General features: G+C 65.0%; 19 protein-coding genes. 14 read left to right on the plus strand and 5 right to left on the minus strand.

Annotation, left to right across the window (positions count from 1 at the left end; genetic code table 11):
* Positions 1–14: 14 nt before the first annotated feature.
* Complete coding sequence (locus U5919_RS12505; RefSeq protein WP_336024740.1) at positions 15–335, minus strand: DUF7991 family protein; 321 nt, start codon at positions 333–335, stop codon at positions 15–17.
* Between the two features lie 93 nt (positions 336–428).
* A complete protein-coding gene (locus U5919_RS12510) occupies positions 429–659 on the minus strand; it encodes an Lrp/AsnC ligand binding domain-containing protein (RefSeq protein WP_336024741.1) in 231 nt (76 codons plus the stop codon).
* Positions 660–826: 167 nt separating this feature from the next.
* Here U5919_RS12510 and U5919_RS12515 point away from each other — a divergent pair, with 167 nt between their 5' ends.
* Both U5919_RS12515 and U5919_RS12520 read left to right on the plus strand, forming a co-directional pair.
* On the plus strand, positions 827–1,510 hold the full coding sequence (locus U5919_RS12515; protein WP_336024742.1) for a potassium channel family protein: 684 nt from the start codon (positions 827–829) through the stop codon (positions 1,508–1,510).
* Positions 1,510–1,740: an Lrp/AsnC family transcriptional regulator gene (locus U5919_RS12520; protein WP_336024743.1), complete on the plus strand. Its 231-nt coding sequence runs from the start codon at positions 1,510–1,512 to the stop codon at positions 1,738–1,740. Before U5919_RS12515 ends, U5919_RS12520 begins: the two co-directional genes overlap by 1 nt.
* A gap of 85 nt (positions 1,741–1,825) precedes the next feature.
* Here U5919_RS12520 and U5919_RS12525 read toward each other — a convergent pair whose 3' ends face one another.
* On the minus strand, positions 1,826–2,338 hold the full coding sequence (locus U5919_RS12525; protein ID WP_336024744.1) for a DUF5813 family protein: 513 nt from the start codon (positions 2,336–2,338) through the stop codon (positions 1,826–1,828).
* 515 nt (positions 2,339–2,853) lie between these two features.
* On the opposite strand from U5919_RS12525, the gene U5919_RS12530 reads away from it, so the two are divergent.
* On the plus strand, positions 2,854–3,228 hold the full coding sequence (locus U5919_RS12530; protein ID WP_336024745.1) for a 30S ribosomal protein S8e: 375 nt from the start codon (positions 2,854–2,856) through the stop codon (positions 3,226–3,228).
* A gap of 18 nt (positions 3,229–3,246) precedes the next feature.
* Here U5919_RS12530 and U5919_RS12535 read toward each other — a convergent pair whose 3' ends face one another.
* Complete coding sequence (locus U5919_RS12535) at positions 3,247–4,248, minus strand: PhoU domain-containing protein (protein ID WP_336024746.1); 1,002 nt, start codon at positions 4,246–4,248, stop codon at positions 3,247–3,249.
* A 355-nt stretch (positions 4,249–4,603) separates the two neighbouring features.
* On the opposite strand from U5919_RS12535, the gene U5919_RS12540 reads away from it, so the two are divergent.
* From U5919_RS12540 to phoU, 5 genes are all read left to right on the plus strand, one after another.
* Positions 4,604–5,665, plus strand: coding sequence for a PstS family phosphate ABC transporter substrate-binding protein (locus U5919_RS12540; RefSeq protein ID WP_336024747.1), 1,062 nt, complete (start codon positions 4,604–4,606; stop codon positions 5,663–5,665).
* A gap of 72 nt (positions 5,666–5,737) precedes the next feature.
* Positions 5,738–6,697, plus strand: coding sequence for a phosphate ABC transporter permease subunit PstC (pstC, locus tag U5919_RS12545; protein ID WP_336024748.1), 960 nt, complete (start codon positions 5,738–5,740; stop codon positions 6,695–6,697).
* Position 6,698: 1 nt separating this feature from the next.
* Positions 6,699–8,354: a phosphate ABC transporter permease PstA gene (gene pstA, locus U5919_RS12550; RefSeq protein WP_336024749.1), complete on the plus strand. Its 1,656-nt coding sequence runs from the start codon at positions 6,699–6,701 to the stop codon at positions 8,352–8,354.
* A gap of 11 nt (positions 8,355–8,365) precedes the next feature.
* Entirely contained in the window at positions 8,366–9,244 is an 879-nt protein-coding gene (gene pstB / locus U5919_RS12555) for a phosphate ABC transporter ATP-binding protein PstB (protein WP_336024750.1), read from the plus strand.
* Positions 9,245–9,351: 107 nt separating this feature from the next.
* Positions 9,352–10,029 carry a phosphate signaling complex protein PhoU gene (phoU, locus tag U5919_RS12560; RefSeq protein WP_336024751.1) on the plus strand — a complete coding sequence of 226 codons (678 nt, stop codon included), beginning with the start codon at positions 9,352–9,354 and terminating at the stop codon, positions 10,027–10,029.
* A 73-nt stretch (positions 10,030–10,102) separates the two neighbouring features.
* Here the strand turns inward: phoU and U5919_RS12565 are convergent, their stop codons facing one another.
* The gene (locus U5919_RS12565; RefSeq protein ID WP_425604229.1) at positions 10,103–11,317 is read right to left on the minus strand and encodes a KaiC domain-containing protein; all 1,215 of its coding nucleotides are present in this window, start codon (positions 11,315–11,317) and stop codon (positions 10,103–10,105) included.
* Between the two features lie 84 nt (positions 11,318–11,401).
* Here U5919_RS12565 and U5919_RS12570 point away from each other — a divergent pair, with 84 nt between their 5' ends.
* From U5919_RS12570 to mptA, 6 genes are all read left to right on the plus strand, one after another.
* Complete coding sequence (locus tag U5919_RS12570) at positions 11,402–11,542, plus strand: hypothetical protein (protein ID WP_336024754.1); 141 nt, start codon at positions 11,402–11,404, stop codon at positions 11,540–11,542.
* 41 nt (positions 11,543–11,583) lie between these two features.
* Positions 11,584–12,408 carry an NAD(+)/NADH kinase gene (locus U5919_RS12575; protein ID WP_336024755.1) on the plus strand — a complete coding sequence of 275 codons (825 nt, stop codon included), beginning with the start codon at positions 11,584–11,586 and terminating at the stop codon, positions 12,406–12,408.
* A gap of 143 nt (positions 12,409–12,551) precedes the next feature.
* Positions 12,552–13,796, plus strand: a complete 1,245-nt coding sequence (locus tag U5919_RS12580) for an NAD(P)/FAD-dependent oxidoreductase (RefSeq protein WP_336024756.1) — start codon at positions 12,552–12,554, stop codon at positions 13,794–13,796.
* Positions 13,797–13,911: 115 nt separating this feature from the next.
* Positions 13,912–14,142: a hypothetical protein gene (locus U5919_RS12585; protein ID WP_336024757.1), complete on the plus strand. Its 231-nt coding sequence runs from the start codon at positions 13,912–13,914 to the stop codon at positions 14,140–14,142.
* A gap of 75 nt (positions 14,143–14,217) precedes the next feature.
* Entirely contained in the window at positions 14,218–14,658 is a 441-nt protein-coding gene (locus U5919_RS12590; protein WP_336024758.1) for a DUF7124 domain-containing protein, read from the plus strand.
* Between the two features lie 138 nt (positions 14,659–14,796).
* On the plus strand, positions 14,797–15,729 hold the full coding sequence (mptA, locus tag U5919_RS12595) for a GTP cyclohydrolase MptA (RefSeq protein ID WP_336024759.1): 933 nt from the start codon (positions 14,797–14,799) through the stop codon (positions 15,727–15,729).
* The last annotated feature ends 60 nt before the right edge of the window (positions 15,730–15,789 follow it).

Genomic DNA, 15,789 nt, shown 5'->3' on the forward strand with positions numbered 1-15,789 from the left:
GCCGCCGTTCGCGGTCACTGTCGCTGGGGCAGATCGATCTCCTCCGGCGGCGGCACGTACAGCGTGTCGATGGTGAACCCGAGCGCGAGCGGAAGTCCGACCGCCGCACCGAGCAGCGCGGTCGCCCCGAGGTTCAATCCCGCTCCGATCGGAAAGACGCCGAAGAAGACGAGCGTCGTGACGAAGAGCACGACCGGCGTGATGGTAAACGAGTAGATCACGTAGCCCCAGTGCGTGTTCAGCCGAAGGCGGAAAAACCGGGTCAACACGGCTGCAAAAAGCGTGTGGACCGCGAGTACCGCTCCGAACAGGACGAGCCCGACGACGGAGACCATACCGGCGGTACGGGTGCGGATGACTTTACGGATTCGGCTCGCTCGGCGTGACGCCAGCGCGCTGTCGTGATGTCCGCGGTTCGACTTGGCCGATCACCCCATCGCGATGTACGTCTTCGTGTCGGTGACGCCGGTCAGTCCCTGAATCTCGTTCGAGGCCGCGTTCAGGATCTCGTAGACGGCCTCGGCGTCCGCCTCGACGATGATGTCGTACGCGCCCGCGACGATGTGGGCCTCGGCGACGGTCGCGAGTCCGCGGATCGATTTGACGATCTGCTCGGACGTTCCCGGCCCGGTCTTCACCATAATGTATGCGTGCACCATACTGACACGGTACGTGGTATCATCTCAAAGCGTTTGTGCCGCGAGATTCGGCTCTGCTTCCCTCAGCGGTCTGTGCGAGGCAACTCGTCCGCCTCATTTTGCCACGATCGCTTCCTCACGAACGTTTCGGAGAAACATTATTCACGGGAGACGGCGTACAGGTTTGTATGCGGTTTGTTATCATTGGGGCTGGCCGTGTCGGACTCCGGACGGCCCGCGTTCTCAGAGACGAGGGGCACCAGATCACGCTCGTCGAACGGGACCGCGACCAGGCGGAGCGCGCCCGCGATGATGGATTCGAGGTCGTCGAGGGCGACGGGTCGCTCGAGGATGTGCTCCTCGAAGCCGGGATCGAGGAAGCCGATGGACTGGGTGCGCTCACGAGCAATCTGAACGTCAACTTCGCGGCGTGCTCGATCGCGAAGCACCACCGGACGTGGACGGTCCTGCGGGTCGACGAGGAGTACCGCGAGGAGGTCTACGAGAAGTACGCCGACGAGGTCGACGAGGTCGTCTACCCCGAACGGCTCGGCGCGATCGGCGCGAAGAACGCACTCCTCGGCGGGTCGATCCGGGCCATCGCCGACGTCGCACAGCACCTGCAGGTGGTGTTGATGACTGTCACCGAGCAGTCGCCGATGCGCGGGTACACGATCGAGGAGGTCGCGCTCCCCGCCAACTCGCGGATCGTCGCGTTCGGGAAGGCCGACGAGCCGATGGGACTGCCGCTGTCGGACGACTCGCTCGAAGTCGGCGACCGACTCGCTGTACTCGCTGACTTCGACGTCCTCGAAGAGGTCCGACAGCTGATCGTCGGCGAACGCCTCGCGCCCGAGGGAGGTGTCGCCTGATGGTCACCGCCTACGTGATGGTCAAAGCCTCTACCGGCGACGTCGACCGGCTGAAATCGGAGATGACGGCGCTCGACAGCGGGGTCGAGAGCGTCAGTGTCGTCGCCGGCGACGTCGACTACATCGTGAAAGTCCGCGTCGACGGCCCCGAGGACGTCAAGGAGATCGCCACCGCGATCCACGAGATGCCCGGCATCGAGAACACGCAGACGTACATCGCGATGGACTGATCGCGATTGATTGACCACGACTGACCGACCACGATTGATTGACCACGACTGACTGCCCGCGCGGCCGGCGTCGGTGCGGATCGACTTACAGCGGCGTGCCGCCCTGACTGCCGCCCGCGGTGTCGGCCGCCCGCTGGATCAGGTGCGTCACGGGTTCGGTGTACTCGTAGCCCGGGATGATTCCCTCGACGTACGTTCCCTCGACGTAGTCGACGACGGCGACCGCGTTGGAGGCACCTCGTTTCGCGTCGATATCGTCGATCTCGGCTCTGATGACCGCTTTTTCTCCCTCTCGTTCGACCTCCACGTCGACCTCGTCGCTCCCGCGGAGCGCCCCGTCGACATCTTCCATTCGGAGCGCGAACGTGTCGAACCACCCGTCCTCGACGACCGGTGCGACACGATCGGCAGTGGTCGCATCGAGCATCGGCACGCGAACGGTAACGGAGAACGTCGCCTTCCCGTCGTCGCCCCCGATCGAGACCGCGGCATCGAAGACCGTGGTCGCGATCGCGTACTGCCCCCGCGCTGTTTCCTCGAAGGCGTCCTCGGCGTCGGCGGCGCGCCGGGCGCGCTCGACCGCGTCGGACCCGCTCATCGGTTCTCACTCATCGTCGAGAGGAGGGGCTCCGGCGACAAAAACGTCTCGCAGTGGGGTACTGTAACCGAGAGGCTGAGTCCACCGCGACGTGTTGGAGATCGGGAACTCGTTTCCGAGTGCGGCACGTTTAAGTAGATCCCTGCCAACCGCCCAAGTGACGCTTCGTCTGGAGGGCCGAAGCGTCAGCGGGGACCAATTCAGGGCGGTAGCGGCCGTCCGGGCTGTTCCCGGACGGCTGCTTCCCTTTCTGTGATCTACGATCGAGAGCCGTGCTTGTCGTCGACGGATCGAAGACGGATCCATCGCCAACGGACACGGCCGCCCCCATCGCCAACGGACACGGCCGCCCCCATCGCCAACGGACACGGCCGCCCCCATCGCCGACGGACCGAGACGGCATCCGGTCGCGTCGTCGCGTGGGTCGTCCACTCGTATTGCAGCCCATACCGCGACTGCGTGGTCTCGAACGTCGATTCGAGCCATTGAAGTACTCGCCCGGACAGGTATGCCGTATGCAGGACCAAGGACGTTCCAAGCGGAAGCGCACCGGCGGTCGACGCCGACGCTCGCACAAGAAGACCCGACACCAGCTGGGTCGCCAGCCGGCCGAGACCACTGTCGGCGAGCCCCGGTTCCAAGTCATCGACTCCCGTGGCAACAACGAGAAGATCCGCGCGCTCTCGGCGAACACCGCGCAGGTCGCCATCGACGGCGAGGTCACCGAGGCGACGATCGAGAACGTCGTCGAGAACCCCGCGAACGTCAACTACGTCCGCCGGAACATCATCACGAAAGGCGCGATCATCGAGACGAGCGAGGGTCGCGCCCGCGTGACGTCCCGACCCGGCCAGAGCGGTCAGGTCAACGCCGTTCTCGTCGAGGAGTAACGCTTTTTCCGCGCTTCGCTACGGCGTCGGCGCGGCTTTCTGCAGCGCGGTTTCGGCGATGTTTCCGCCGTAGTCCGCGCTCCGCGAGACGGAGTCGACGATGAGCCCGAGCAGTTGCGCTCGGGCGGGATCGAGGTCGCGGAGCAGTTCGTCGATCTTTCGGGCCCGTTCGTCGATCACCTGGACGGATTCGCGGGCCTCGTTCGCGAGGCGCGTCGCCTCGTCGCTGTCGTCGGCCAAGAGCGCCTGCATCCCGTCGTCGATGATCTTCTGGGCCTCCTCGTGCAGTTCCTTGAGGGCCTCGACGACGTCCTCGGGAATCGGATTCTCGAACTCGAGGGTGAGGTGTGCGATCTTCGTCGCGTGGTCGCCGATGCGTTCGAGCTGGCGCGCGGCGGACTGGTAATCGAAGCAGACCTCCCGCGGCAGCCCCAGTTCCTCGGCGGCCTTCGGCGTCCGCAGCGTCGCGCGGAAGATGCGAGAGACGACCATCCAGAGGCGATCGACGTCGTCGTCGCGCTGGATCACGTCGCGGGCCATATCGGTATCGAGCTCCGCGAGGGCGTCGACGGCGTCTTCGAGCATCGACAGCGAGATCAGTCGCATCCGTCTGACGGCCGTGTGGATCGACAGCTCCGCGGAGTCGAGCAGATCCCTGATGACGACCGTATCGCGGGTCTCCTCTAAGACCTCCAGTCCGACGAGACTCTGCGTGGCCTGTCTGATCGTCCGCCGTTGATCGGTCGTGATCCGCGACCCCTCCAGCGTGATGATGTCGAACCCGCTGACGTACATCGTCATCACCGCGCGCGTGAGCTCGTCGCCGGCGAGGTCGGTCACGTCCAGCGTTCCTTCGGTTCGCTCCTCGCCGTTCGCCGGTGCCAGAAACAGCGAGTCCCCCTCCGGGTAGAACTCGACGACGCTTCCCGCGGAGACGTCGTTGTCCGTCGCCCAGTCTTTCGGAATCGACACCGTGAACGTCGATCCGCCCGTGACCTGCACCTTCCGCGTTTCCACCATACTGGCCGTTGCGATCAAGCGAATATAAATTTGGTCATTTCTATATAGAATTGCCACCGATCCGAATCTGACCGTGAGAACGAGTGTCGTGAGGGAGCATATTGATCGCACTTACTCGACTGCGACCCGGTAGAATGTCCATACCTCGCTCGCGACAAGGCGGGCAGAACCGTGTACTCGAATCCGTGTAACTGGACATACCCACGTTCGAATAATCAACGTAAGGCGCGTGTTCCGGATGATTTCAGAGCGTTCGGGCGTTCCCGATCCGATCTACAACCACGTATTGAATACTATTTTTTCTATATAGTCATATTAGCAGCGGTTTTATTCAAACTGCGGCTACGACGATGTGATGACGCGCGAACCCAAGCGCAATAGTCGTGTTTCACGTCGTACACTGCTCACAGCGGTTGGCGGTCTCGGAACCGCCGGGCTGGCGGGCTGTACACAGCAAAATACAGGCGGTGACGCTACCGCGGAACCGACCGACGGCGATGCGGACGGCGGCGACACGGACGGATCCGGGGACGGCGGTTCGCAGGCGCTCTCCGGCGACATCGCGATCGCGGGCTCCTCGACGGTGTTCCCGCTGGCGAGCGCGATGGGTGAACGGTTCGAGGAGGAACACGACGAAGTCAGTATCAGCCTCCAATCGACGGGCTCCGGCGGCGGCTTCGCGAACTACTTCTGCACGGGGCAGACCGACTTCAACAACGCCTCGCGGCCGATTCAGCCGGAGGAGGAAGAACAGTGCGCAGAGAGCGGGGTCGAGCCGATCGAGCTCAAGGTCGCGACCGACGCGCTGACGGTGATCGTCAACAACGACAACAACTTCCTCGGCGACGGGCTCACTGTCGAGCAGCTGCGGGAGATCTGGTCGGCGGAGTCGTCTCCGGAGACGTGGGCGGACGTCAACTCCGAGTGGCCCGACGAACCGATGGAGCTGTACGGCCCCTCCGACGCCTCGGGGACGTACGATTACTTCAACGAGACGATCATCGGCGAGGAGGGCGAGCACCGCCAGGACTACTCGCCGACCGAGCAGGACCGAACGATCATCCAAGGCGTGAGCGGCTCGGAGTACGCGATCGGGTACCTCGGCTTCGCGTACTACAGCCAGAACCAAGACACGGTACAGGCCGTGTCGATCAGCGACGGCGACGGCGACTACGTCGAGCCCTCGCTCGACACCGCGCTCTCGGGCGAGTACACGCCGCTCTCGCGGCCCCTGTTCACGTATCCGAACGTCTCGGCGCTCGGCGAGGAACACATCGCCGAGTTCGCTCGCTACTGGATCGAGAACTCGACGAGCGAAGCGATCGTGGCCGACGAGGTCGGCTACGTCCCGCTCAGCGAGGAGGAACGCGACGAGATGCTCGGTCGAATCGACGAGGCCGCGGGCGGATCCGACTGAAGCGGCCGGAACGGACGCATACCCCTCAAAACACGTACTCTACCCACGTACACTCACCATTCCATTCATACTATGAGCACGGACGAACTGGCGACGGACATCACGAGACAGACGGAGAACTCGCCGCGGGAGCTGTTGACGCGGACGTTCTTCTTCCTGTGTGCGGGCCTCTCTATCGTGACGACGATCAGCATCGTCGTCCTCCTCGTGACGGAGGCCGCGAAGTTCTTCACGATCACCGCGCCGTTGATGGGCGTCACCGGCGAGACCGCCTCGCTGATCGACTTTCTCACCGGAACGACGTGGCAGATCAACAGCGGCGAGTTCGGCGTTCTCACGCTCGTTTCGGCGACCGTGATGATCACGCTCGGCTCCGCCGTCATCGCGATTCCGCTCGGGGTCGCAACGGCGATCTACCTCAGCGAGTACGCGAGCACGCGCGCGAGATCGGTACTGAAGCCGGCGCTGGAGATCCTCGCCGGTGTCCCGACGGTCGTCTACGGTTTTTTCGCGCTCATCTACATCACGCCCGCGCTCTCGGTGGTCTTCCCGAGCATCGGGACGTTCAATATGCTGTCTGCGAGCATCGTCGTCGGCGTGATGATCATCCCGATGGTCGCCTCGATCAGCGAGGACGCGATGTCGGCGGTGCCCGACGACCTCCGACAGGCTGGCTACGGGATGGGCGCGACGAAGTTCGACGTCGCGACCGGCATCGTCGTCCCGGCGGCGCTCTCGGGGATCTTCTCGTCGTTCATCCTCGCGCTCTCTCGCGCGATCGGCGAAACGATGGCCGTGACGATCGCCGCGGGGTCGCGAGCGCAGTTCCTGAACCCGCTCAATCCGGCCTCCTTCCTCGAAGGATCGCTTCCGATGACGGCCGCGATGGTGCAGTTACTCCTCGGCGACATCACCGGCGGCGGTCTCGCGTACCGCAGCCTGTTCGCCATCGGTCTCGTCCTCTTCGTCATCACCCTGATAATGAACGTGATCAGCGACTTCGTCGCTCAGCGATACCGGGAGGAGTACTGAGATGGCGACCACCACCGAATCGGGCGAGATAGAGGGCTTCGGGCAGGTCAGTCGAACCGTCGGCACCGTCTTCCGCTACCTGCTGTTGGCGGCGACGATGTTCGGCATCGTGATGCTGGGAGTGCTCTTGCTCTACGTCGCCAACGACGCGATCCAGCCGCTGACCGCCGATCCGGGCTGGTATCTCGCGTTCTTCCTCGCGCTCGTCGCTCCGAGCGTCGCCGTCGGGTGGACGGTTCGACGACGCGACCGCGAGGCGTTCAGTTTCGGCGCGTTACTCGTCGGAATGCTCGTCGTTTCGCTGATGTTCAGCGGAGGCGTCGCCCTGCTCGTTATCGACGTCGTTCCGCCGCTGGTCGCGCTGGCGTACGCGATCGGGATCGCGGTTCCCGTCGGGCTCGCGGTCGTCCTCACCCAACAGGCCCACCGGATCTCGTTCACGCCCCGGTTGGTCGCGACGACGGCGCTGTTTTACCTCTCGCTGTTCGGTCTTCCGGGGCCGGTCGGCGAGGTTATCGGTGCCCCACAGGTCCTCCCGAGCCTCGTCGCGGCGATCCAGTCGATTCCGGTTATCCCGGTCGACTGGATGATGGTCGCCGCGGTTGTCGGCGGCGGGTCGGCCGCGGCGATCGGCGCGTACGTCGCCGGGGTTCGCGACACCACCGCCGGTCTCTACGCGGCGGGCGCGGCCTTCGCCGCCGCGGTCCTCGCCGGCGCATTCGGTCCCGCCGCCGGCGTCAACTCGGTGCCGGCGGTCGTCGTCACCGCGATCGCGTTCGTTCCCACGGGCGCGTACGCGTGGCGCGGCGCGTTCGCTGAGGACGGGTCGCCGCTCGGACTGATTTTCGCCGCGACGGTCGTCGGCGGTGCGCTCGTCGGCGCGCTCGCGGTCGATCTGTTCGGCTTCGCCGGCCCGCAGGCGTGGGTCGACTGGCAGTTCCTCACGAGCGCCCACAGCGGGACCGCCGAGAACGCGGGACTGTATCCGGCGATCGGGGGGTCGATCCTCCTGATGTCGACCGTTGCGGCGCTCTCGTTCCCGCTGGGCGTCGGCGCGGCGGTTTACCTCGAGGAGTACGCCCCGGACAACGCCCTCACCCGCTTCGTCGACGTCAACATCTCGAACCTCGCGGGCGTCCCCTCGGTCGTGTACGGGCTGCTCGGGCTCGGGATCTTCGTGACCTACCTCGGCCAGTCCGCCGGAACGGTCCTCGTCGGCGGCGCGACGCTGGCGCTTCTCATTCTCCCGATCGTGATCATCTCCTCGCGTGAGGCGATCCGATCGGTCCCGTCGGATATGCGGCAGGCGTCCTACGGGATGGGTGCGACGCGCTGGCAGACGGTCAAGAAGGTCGTCCTCCCCGAGGCCTTCCCCGGGATCCTGACGGGGACGATCCTCGCGCTCGGCCGGGCGATCGGCGAGACCGCGCCGCTCATTATGATCGGCGCGCCGAACGTCGTGTTCGCGCTCCCCGACGCGCTCGGGGCGAAGGTGAGCGCGATGCCGCTGCAGGTGTACGCGTGGTCGGGGCTCTTCGCCAGCGAGGACTTCTACACGAAAGCGGTACCCGCGGGAGTCGTAGTGCTTCTCGCCGTCTTACTGGCGATGAATTCGGTCGCGATCGTGCTCCGGAACAAGTTTGAACGCACAGGATGAGTCAGAACCCAATGAGTGAGCAGAACCGAGACGAACAGCGAGACGGTGACGCCGGGTCGCCGGATCCGACAGACGACGAGATGCTGATCCAGACGGACGTCAGCGAGAGCGTCGACCAGACGGGCGCGTCGTTCGACCGCGAGACGGTCGTCAGCGCGAGAGACATCAACGTCTGGTACGGGGACGATCAGGCGTTGCAGAACATCTCGATGGACATTCCCGAGCAGAGCGTCACCGCGATGGTGGGGCCCTCCGGCTGCGGGAAGTCGACGTTCCTCCGCTGTATCAACCGGATGAACGACCTCATCGACAGCGCGCGGGTCGAGGGCGATCTCTACCTCCGCGGGAAGAACGTCTACGATGACGACGTCGACCCGGTCGCGCTGCGTCGCCGCGTCGGAATGGTGTTCCAGAAACCGAACCCGTTCCCGAAATCGATTCGCGACAACGTCACGTATGGGCTACAGATCCAAGACAAGGGCGGCGACTACGACGAGATCGTCGAGGAGTCGCTCAAGCGCGCGGCGCTGTGGGACGAGGTGAAAGACCAACTCGACGAGTCCGGCCTCGAACTCTCCGGCGGGCAGCAGCAGCGACTCTGCATCGCCCGCGCGATCGCTCCGGACCCGGAGGTCCTCTTGATGGACGAGCCGGCGTCGGCGCTCGACCCCGTGGCGACGTCCCAGATCGAAGATCTCATCGAGGAACTCGCCGAGGAGTACACGGTCGTCATCGTGACGCACAACATGCAGCAGGCGGCGCGGATCTCCGATCAGACCGCCGTGTTCCTGACCGGCGGCGAACTCGTCGAGTTCGACGACACCCAGAAGATCTTCGAGAACCCCGAGAGCCAGCGCGTCGAAGACTACATCACCGGGAAGTTTGGGTGATTCGTCGGTGAGACACGCTCGCACACGCCGATGGAACCGTCGACCGCATCGCCGCGTCGGGGTCGCCCCCGCGACAGTATTAACCCGATTCACGTGATTCGCTAACTATGCCCAGACAAGAGTACCAAGAGTCCCTCTCGAACCTCCGCGAGGACGTCCTCTACATGAGCGAGGTCGTCGCCGAGCGGCTTCGACTCGGACTCGACGCGCTCGAACAGAAGGACCGATCGACGGCCAAGGAAGTCGTCTCCGGCGACGACGAGGTCAATCAGATGTATCTCGACTTGGAGGGCGAGTGCGTCGACCTCATCGCGCTCCAACAGCCCGTCGCCTCCGACCTCCGCTTCATTGCAGCGTCGTTCAAGATCATCACCGACCTCGAACGCATCGGAGATCTCGCGGTGAACCTCGCGCAGTACGCGATGGACGCCGAGCGCGATATCTTCCCCGAGGTCGACGTCCAACAGATCGGCGCGGAGACGCTCGAAATGCTCGAGGCGGCGATGGCCGCCTACGCGAACGAAGATACGGACGCGTGCCACGCGGTCGCTGAGCGCGACGACGACCTCGACGCGATGTGCGAGGCGGCGAGTTCGATCGTCGTCCGCGACCTCATCGAACGGGACCCCTTCGGCGAACAGAACGCCGACGCGGAGGCGTACCTGCAGGACATCTCCAGACTCCTTCTCACGGTGCGGGACCTCGAACGCGTCGGCGACCACGCGGTCAACATCGCCGCGCGGTCGCTGTACATGATCGAGGACGACGCGAGTCTGCTGTACTGACGCGCCCGTTTCGTCGGGGCGCTCGTATCGCTTGGACGCTCGTTTCACCCGGCCGATAGCCTCGGCGGCACGCTCAGAAGATGTTCGCCTGCCGGTAGACCGAAATTCCCGATCCGGTGAGTTCGTATGGTTTCGTCGCCCGCGAGTGGTTCGCGTCCCTGATCTTTTGAATCTCGATGGCGAGTCGGGTCTCCCGGAAGTCACTCTCGCGGACGTACTGCATGACGAACACGGCGTCGGCGAGGTACTCGACGATCCCGAACCGCGAGGCGTAGGGGTTGTCCTCGCTGGCCTCGGAGGTGAGAAGCGTCGTGATCCCGGCTCGTTTCAGCGCGCGCGCGAACCCGAACACTTGGCTCCGCCGCTTGGGCGTTCGTTGGTACATCATCTCTAACAGCGACACGGAGTCTAAGACCAGCCGATCCGCACCGAACTCCTCGATGAGATCGGGCAGGTCGTTCTGGATGCTGTCGAGGCTGTTGGCCATCTCGACGGGGTCGATATCGACGATGGCCAACTGGCCGTCGTCGACGTACGACTCGAAGTCCCACCCCTTCTCGCTCGCCGTCGCGAGGATCCGCTCGTGGCTCTCTTCGAGCGTGATGTAGACGGCGGCGTCTCCCCGTTCGAGCCCGTGGTTCAGAAACTGGAGCCCGAACGTCGTTTTGCCCGTCCCGGCCGATCCGATCGCGACCATCAACGACCGCCGCGGGACGCCGCCGAGGATCATCTTGTCGAGCCCCTCGATGCCGATATCCAAGCGGTCGAGGTCGGACTCGAACGACTCCTCGTCGAAGGCGTCTTCGTCGAAGCCGCCTCGGTCCTCGCCGAATTCACCCTGTCTCTCGGAAAACCCACTTCGCCCCTCGTCGAACCCGCCGAAGTCGGGTGCATCGGAATCGACGCCACCACCGGTCGGCGGTGGACCGGACCCAGTTTCGCCGGAGAAGTCGCCACCCTCCGGCTCGGGAGCGTTGCCGAGCGCCGTCGCGAAATCCTGCTCGAACGGGCCCTCGTCGTCCTCCCGTCCGTCGTCACCGCCCGGGCTCTCTACACCGCGTTTCTCCGCAGCGTTGTTCTCCGGGCTGTCACCGCGCTTTTCGGGGCCGTCCACACGGTCACCGACGTCGTGGGTGCCGGTTGGTTCCTCGCTCCCGACGCCGTCAGCGTGTTCCTCGCCATCGACGCCGTCAGCGTGTTCCTCGCCATCGACGCCGTCCGATCGCTCTTCGGATTCAGCGTGCTCTTCGGACTCGTCAGTGCTCTCGTCGGCGTCGTCCCCACCGATCGCGCGTTCGAACCAGTCGTCTTCGTCGCTCACGATCGTCTCCCCGCAGGTAACGCGACACGACGCGGTCGATACAGACGTTCGATGCGCTCGTGGCTCCGATCCATCGCGGTCGTTCGCACGTCGACCGGCGCGGCTATCAATGTTGCCCGTGGCTCCGCCGCTGAGGGACAGCACGTCGAGCGCGTCGACGAGCGCCTCGCCGCTGGATCGGGCGGGACGTGACGGAGCCCTTTTTTGACGTCGCGTCGAACGCTCCGACGGAGATGAAGGTGGCCATCGTCGCGCAGTGGGGAAACGACCGGACGGCCGCGCTGGCCGGCGAGATCCGAGAACGGCTGGTCGAGGCGGACGTCACGGTGTGGATCGACGCGGCGACGGCCGCCGAACTGGGCGTCCCCGGCCACGACATCGACACGTTCGACGCCGCCGACCTCGTCGTGAGCATCGGCGGCGACGGCACGTTCCTCTTCGCCGCCCACGGCGCGGGAGCGACGCCGATCCTCGGTGTCAACCTCGGCGAAGTCGGCTTTCTCAACGCCGTCAGACCCGACGACGCGGTCGACGCGGTGTTGGCCGAGGTACGACGGTTTCGCGAGGAGGGCGAGCTTCCGACGCGGTCGATGCCGCGCCTCGCCGCGAGCGGCGACGGGTGGACGCTTCCGCCGGCCGTCAACGAGATCGTGGTGCAGGGCGCACACCGCGGGCACGGCGGCGGGGCGTCAATCGACGTCGCCGTCGACGGGTCGCCGTACGCGAGCGGCCACGCCGACGGCGTGTTGATTTCGACGCCGACCGGAAGCACCGCGTACAATCTCAGCGAGGACGGCCCCCTCATCCACCCCGGCGTCTCTGGTATCGTCATCACCGGAATGGCGGCGGTCGACGGAATGCCGCCGCTGGTCGTCGATCGGGATGCCACGGTTTCGGTCGCCGTTTCGGACACCGACGAGGCCGTCGTCGTCGTCGACGGGCGGATTCGCGAGCGGATGGAGCCACCGACAAACGTGACCATCGAAACCGCGGAGCAACCGGTCCTGATGGCGGGTCCGGCCTCCGATTTCTTCGAGGCGCTCGGTAAACTGCGGTAACGAACGGTTTCGAGTCCGTCCAGCGGAACCGTCGTGTTGTGCGCGACTTTCACGCTCTATCGGAAAAACCACGCTAAACGTTGACAAACGACCCGCCGACCGGATAGCAACCCACATTAACCCCGAAGCCGAATCGCTCGAATATGACTCAGTCGTACGTGATCATCGGCGACGGTGTCGCGGGGAGTTCCGCCGCCGAGACCCTCCGTGAGGAGGAGCCCGACGCCGACATCACCGTCATCACGGACGAGGGTGAGGCCCTCTACAATCGGATTCTGATCAAGGAGTTCGCCAAGGGGAAGCTCCCGGAAGCGCCGATCTCGATTCACGACGAATCGTGGTACGACGAGCGGGACATCGATCTCCGACTCAACACGCTCGTCGTCGACGTCGACGTCGACGGGCACACCGTCGAAACTCACGAGGGCGAGGCGATCGGGTGGGACAAGCTCCTCCTCTCGATGGGCGGCACGCCGACACAGCTACCGGTCGACAACTCCGACGCCGAGGGCGTCCATCACTTCTGGACGTTCCAAGACGCCCGCGCGATCAAGTCCCACATCGAGGAGGCCGACAGCTCCGTCGTCGTCGGCGCGGGCCTGCTCGGCATCGACCTCGCGGCGATCACCGCCGCCCAAGACGTCGAGGGGAAGTACCTGATGCGTGGGAACCGCTGGTGGCGCTACGCGCTCTCGAAGGAAGGGGCGGATATCATCCACAACGCGCTCAGCGAGCGCGACGTCGAACCCGTGTTCGAGTCGGGCGTCGATCACTTCGTGACCGACGACGACGGTCGCGTGACGACCGCGGTCGACCCCAACGGCGTGGAGTACGACGCCGACTTCGTCGGCATCGCGATCGGTCTCAACTTCAACACCGAGATCCTGCAGGACACGCCGATCGAGACGGACACGGGCATAATCGTCGACGAGTACATGCGGACGAACCACGACGACGTCTTCGCGGCGGGCGATATCACCGAGTTCGACGACCTCATCCTCGGCGAACGCGCCCAGAACGGCGCGTGGGGCTCCGCGAAGGAGCAGGGATCGATCGCCGCGCAGAACATGGTCGAGTACGGTTCCGCGGAGTTCGAGTGGGTCTCCTCGTACTCGATCACGCACTTCGACTTCCCGTTCCTCTCCTTCGGTCACCCGACGCTCGGCGACGACGAGGCCGAGGCGAAGTACTCCGACACCGAGTGGCGACGGCTCGCGTTCAAAGACGGCCGCATCGTCGGCGGCGTCCTCATCGGCGATCTCTCCCCGCAGACCAAATACAAGCAGCTGATGCGCGAGCGCCGCGCCGTCGCCGACCAGAAGGACGTGCTGATGCAGCAGAACTTCGAGATCGACGACCTCGAACTCGAAGAGAAGGCCGCAGAGTAACGCCGTCGACGCGTCCGTATTTTTTCGATCCGCACTCGTTCTGTCGTTCCGCCGTCCACCGATTCCCCGACGATTGTCCCCAATCTTTATGGCAATTCGTGTTGTTTGGTACCGTATGTCACGATCGGTCCGAGATCCGGGGCATCTCGAGGGCCCGTCGGTCCTCGTGGAGTGCGACCCGACCGAACTGAGCGCGGGTGACCGCGTCCGCGACGTCGACCAGCTCTCCGAAGAGAACTGTCGAGCGTTTCTCACCGCGATCGACGGTTCGACGTGGGCGGTCGGTTCGAGCGATCTCGCGACCGGTGACGTGATCAAATACACCGCCTACTACCGCGTGGAGTAGGCTCCGGGCCGGAGCGAACACGTCCGTCTTTTCGGGACCGATGCAGTTTTCGGCGGCTAGCCGATATGATCGGGTATGAGCGACGAGTCCTCGTCTTCAGGCGGCCCGGGCGGCGACGGAGATATGACGCTGGCGTTCGAGCTATCGGCGCTGCAGGCGCTCGCTGACCCGAACGCGGTGTTCAACGACGCCCGGCAGTGGACCGAGTACGTCGGCGTCCTGAGTGACAAACCCACCTACGTCGTCACCAACTTCACGCGGAAACACCGCATTCGACAAGACTTCTTCTCCGGTCCCCGCGGCGTCCAAGACAGCCTCGAGAACGTCAAACGGCAGTTCGACACCGAGCGGCACGTCTTCGTCGGGACGACCGAGGAAGACGAGGCCATCGCCGAGGCAGCGGGTTGGGAGTATCTCCCGCTCGAAGGGGCCGCGGAGGCCGCCGGATGGGCAGTCGCGGGCGGTACGGACTCGGAGGACCACTTCGCCTCCAGCGGCCGCGACGACTGGCCCTGACCGACCGCAGCCATCGCAGAAACGCGTTCCGACGCCGTCCCGTCGGCACGATACCGTGCCCGTGGCGAGCGGTCCCGCTCGCCGCTCAGTCTTCGGCTAACGAAAGCGTTAATCGAACTCCGTCCCTCCCGAGTGACAATGAGTCACCAGCTTCCCGACGTGCAGGCGAGCGAGCCGGACGTCACGGTCGGGCTGAGTCAGGTCGGTGTCACAGGCGTCGACAAACTCGTCAAGCTCGCCCGCGACGGCAAGCGCCCGCTGATTCTGACGGCGGAGTTCGAGGTGTTCGTGGACCTGCCCAGCGGCCGCAAGGGCATCGATATGAGCCGGAATATGCAGGTCATCGACGAGACGCTCGAATCCGCCGTCGCCGAGCCCGCCTACCGCGTCGAGGACCTCTGCGGCGACGTCGCCGACCGCCTGCTCGAAAAGCACGAGTACACCTCGACCGCGGAGGTTCGGATGACCGCGGACTTCGTCGTCCGCGAGGACACGCCCGCGAGCGAACTCCCGACCCAGAGCACGATCAAGATCGTCGCCAGCGCGACGGCCACCGAGGAGGGAACCCGCGAGGAGATCGGTGCGGAGGTCGTCGGGATGACGGTCTGTCCGTGCTCGCAGGGGATGTCGGCCTCGCGCGCCCGCGACGTGCTGCGCGATCTCGCGGTCGACGACGAGACGATCGAGGAGTTCTTAGAGCAAGTGCCACAGCCGGGCCACTCCCAGCGCGGCCACGCGACGCTGACGATCACGACCGAGGGGTCGCCCGACGTCGATCTGATGGACATCGTCGAGGTCGCCCGCGACTCGATGTCGGCGCGGATCTACAACCTCGCGAAGCGCCCCGACGAGGACTATATGACCTACCACGCGCACGCGGACGCGAAGTTCGTCGAAGACTGCGTCCGCTCGATGGCCGAGCAGGTCCTCGACGAGTTCGACCACCTCGCCGACGACGCGGTCGTCCACATGAAGCAGTCGAACGACGAGTCGATCCACCAGCACAACGCCCACGCCGAGCGCGAGGTCACGCTCGAACAGCTCCGGGCGGAACTGAACGGCGAACACTGACGCGATTCTCGACGACTGCGGAACGGTTTTCGACGACTAGTAGGTAATTCCCGACAACTG

Source organism: Halobellus sp. LT62 (genome assembly GCF_037031285.1).
In the GTDB taxonomy this organism is placed as follows: domain Archaea; phylum Halobacteriota; class Halobacteria; order Halobacteriales; family Haloferacaceae; genus Haloquadratum; species Haloquadratum salinisoli.

Bases quoted from the DNA above. Each gene is read 5' to 3' on its own strand.
- U5919_RS12505 (WP_336024740.1), bottom strand. From the start codon at position 335: ATGGTCTCCGTCGTCGGGCTCGTCCTGTTCGGAGCGGTACTCGCGGTC.
- U5919_RS12510 (WP_336024741.1), bottom strand. From the start codon at position 659: ATGGTGCACGCATACATTATGGTGAAGACCGGGCCGGGAACGTCCGAG.
- U5919_RS12515 (WP_336024742.1), top strand. From the start codon at position 827: ATGCGGTTTGTTATCATTGGGGCTGGCCGTGTCGGACTCCGGACGGCC.
- U5919_RS12520 (WP_336024743.1), top strand. From the start codon at position 1,510: ATGGTCACCGCCTACGTGATGGTCAAAGCCTCTACCGGCGACGTCGAC.
- U5919_RS12525 (WP_336024744.1), bottom strand. From the start codon at position 2,338: ATGAGCGGGTCCGACGCGGTCGAGCGCGCCCGGCGCGCCGCCGACGCC.
- U5919_RS12530 (WP_336024745.1), top strand. From the start codon at position 2,854: ATGCAGGACCAAGGACGTTCCAAGCGGAAGCGCACCGGCGGTCGACGC.
- U5919_RS12535 (WP_336024746.1), bottom strand. From the start codon at position 4,248: ATGGTGGAAACGCGGAAGGTGCAGGTCACGGGCGGATCGACGTTCACG.
- U5919_RS12540 (WP_336024747.1), top strand. From the start codon at position 4,604: ATGACGCGCGAACCCAAGCGCAATAGTCGTGTTTCACGTCGTACACTG.
- pstC (WP_336024748.1), top strand. From the start codon at position 5,738: ATGAGCACGGACGAACTGGCGACGGACATCACGAGACAGACGGAGAAC.
- pstA (WP_336024749.1), top strand. From the start codon at position 6,699: ATGGCGACCACCACCGAATCGGGCGAGATAGAGGGCTTCGGGCAGGTC.
- pstB (WP_336024750.1), top strand. From the start codon at position 8,366: ATGAGTGAGCAGAACCGAGACGAACAGCGAGACGGTGACGCCGGGTCG.
- phoU (WP_336024751.1), top strand. From the start codon at position 9,352: ATGCCCAGACAAGAGTACCAAGAGTCCCTCTCGAACCTCCGCGAGGAC.
- U5919_RS12570 (WP_336024754.1), top strand. From the start codon at position 11,402: ATGCGCTCGTGGCTCCGATCCATCGCGGTCGTTCGCACGTCGACCGGC.
- U5919_RS12575 (WP_336024755.1), top strand. From the start codon at position 11,584: ATGAAGGTGGCCATCGTCGCGCAGTGGGGAAACGACCGGACGGCCGCG.
- U5919_RS12580 (WP_336024756.1), top strand. From the start codon at position 12,552: ATGACTCAGTCGTACGTGATCATCGGCGACGGTGTCGCGGGGAGTTCC.
- U5919_RS12585 (WP_336024757.1), top strand. From the start codon at position 13,912: ATGTCACGATCGGTCCGAGATCCGGGGCATCTCGAGGGCCCGTCGGTC.
- U5919_RS12590 (WP_336024758.1), top strand. From the start codon at position 14,218: ATGAGCGACGAGTCCTCGTCTTCAGGCGGCCCGGGCGGCGACGGAGAT.
- mptA (WP_336024759.1), top strand. From the start codon at position 14,797: ATGAGTCACCAGCTTCCCGACGTGCAGGCGAGCGAGCCGGACGTCACG.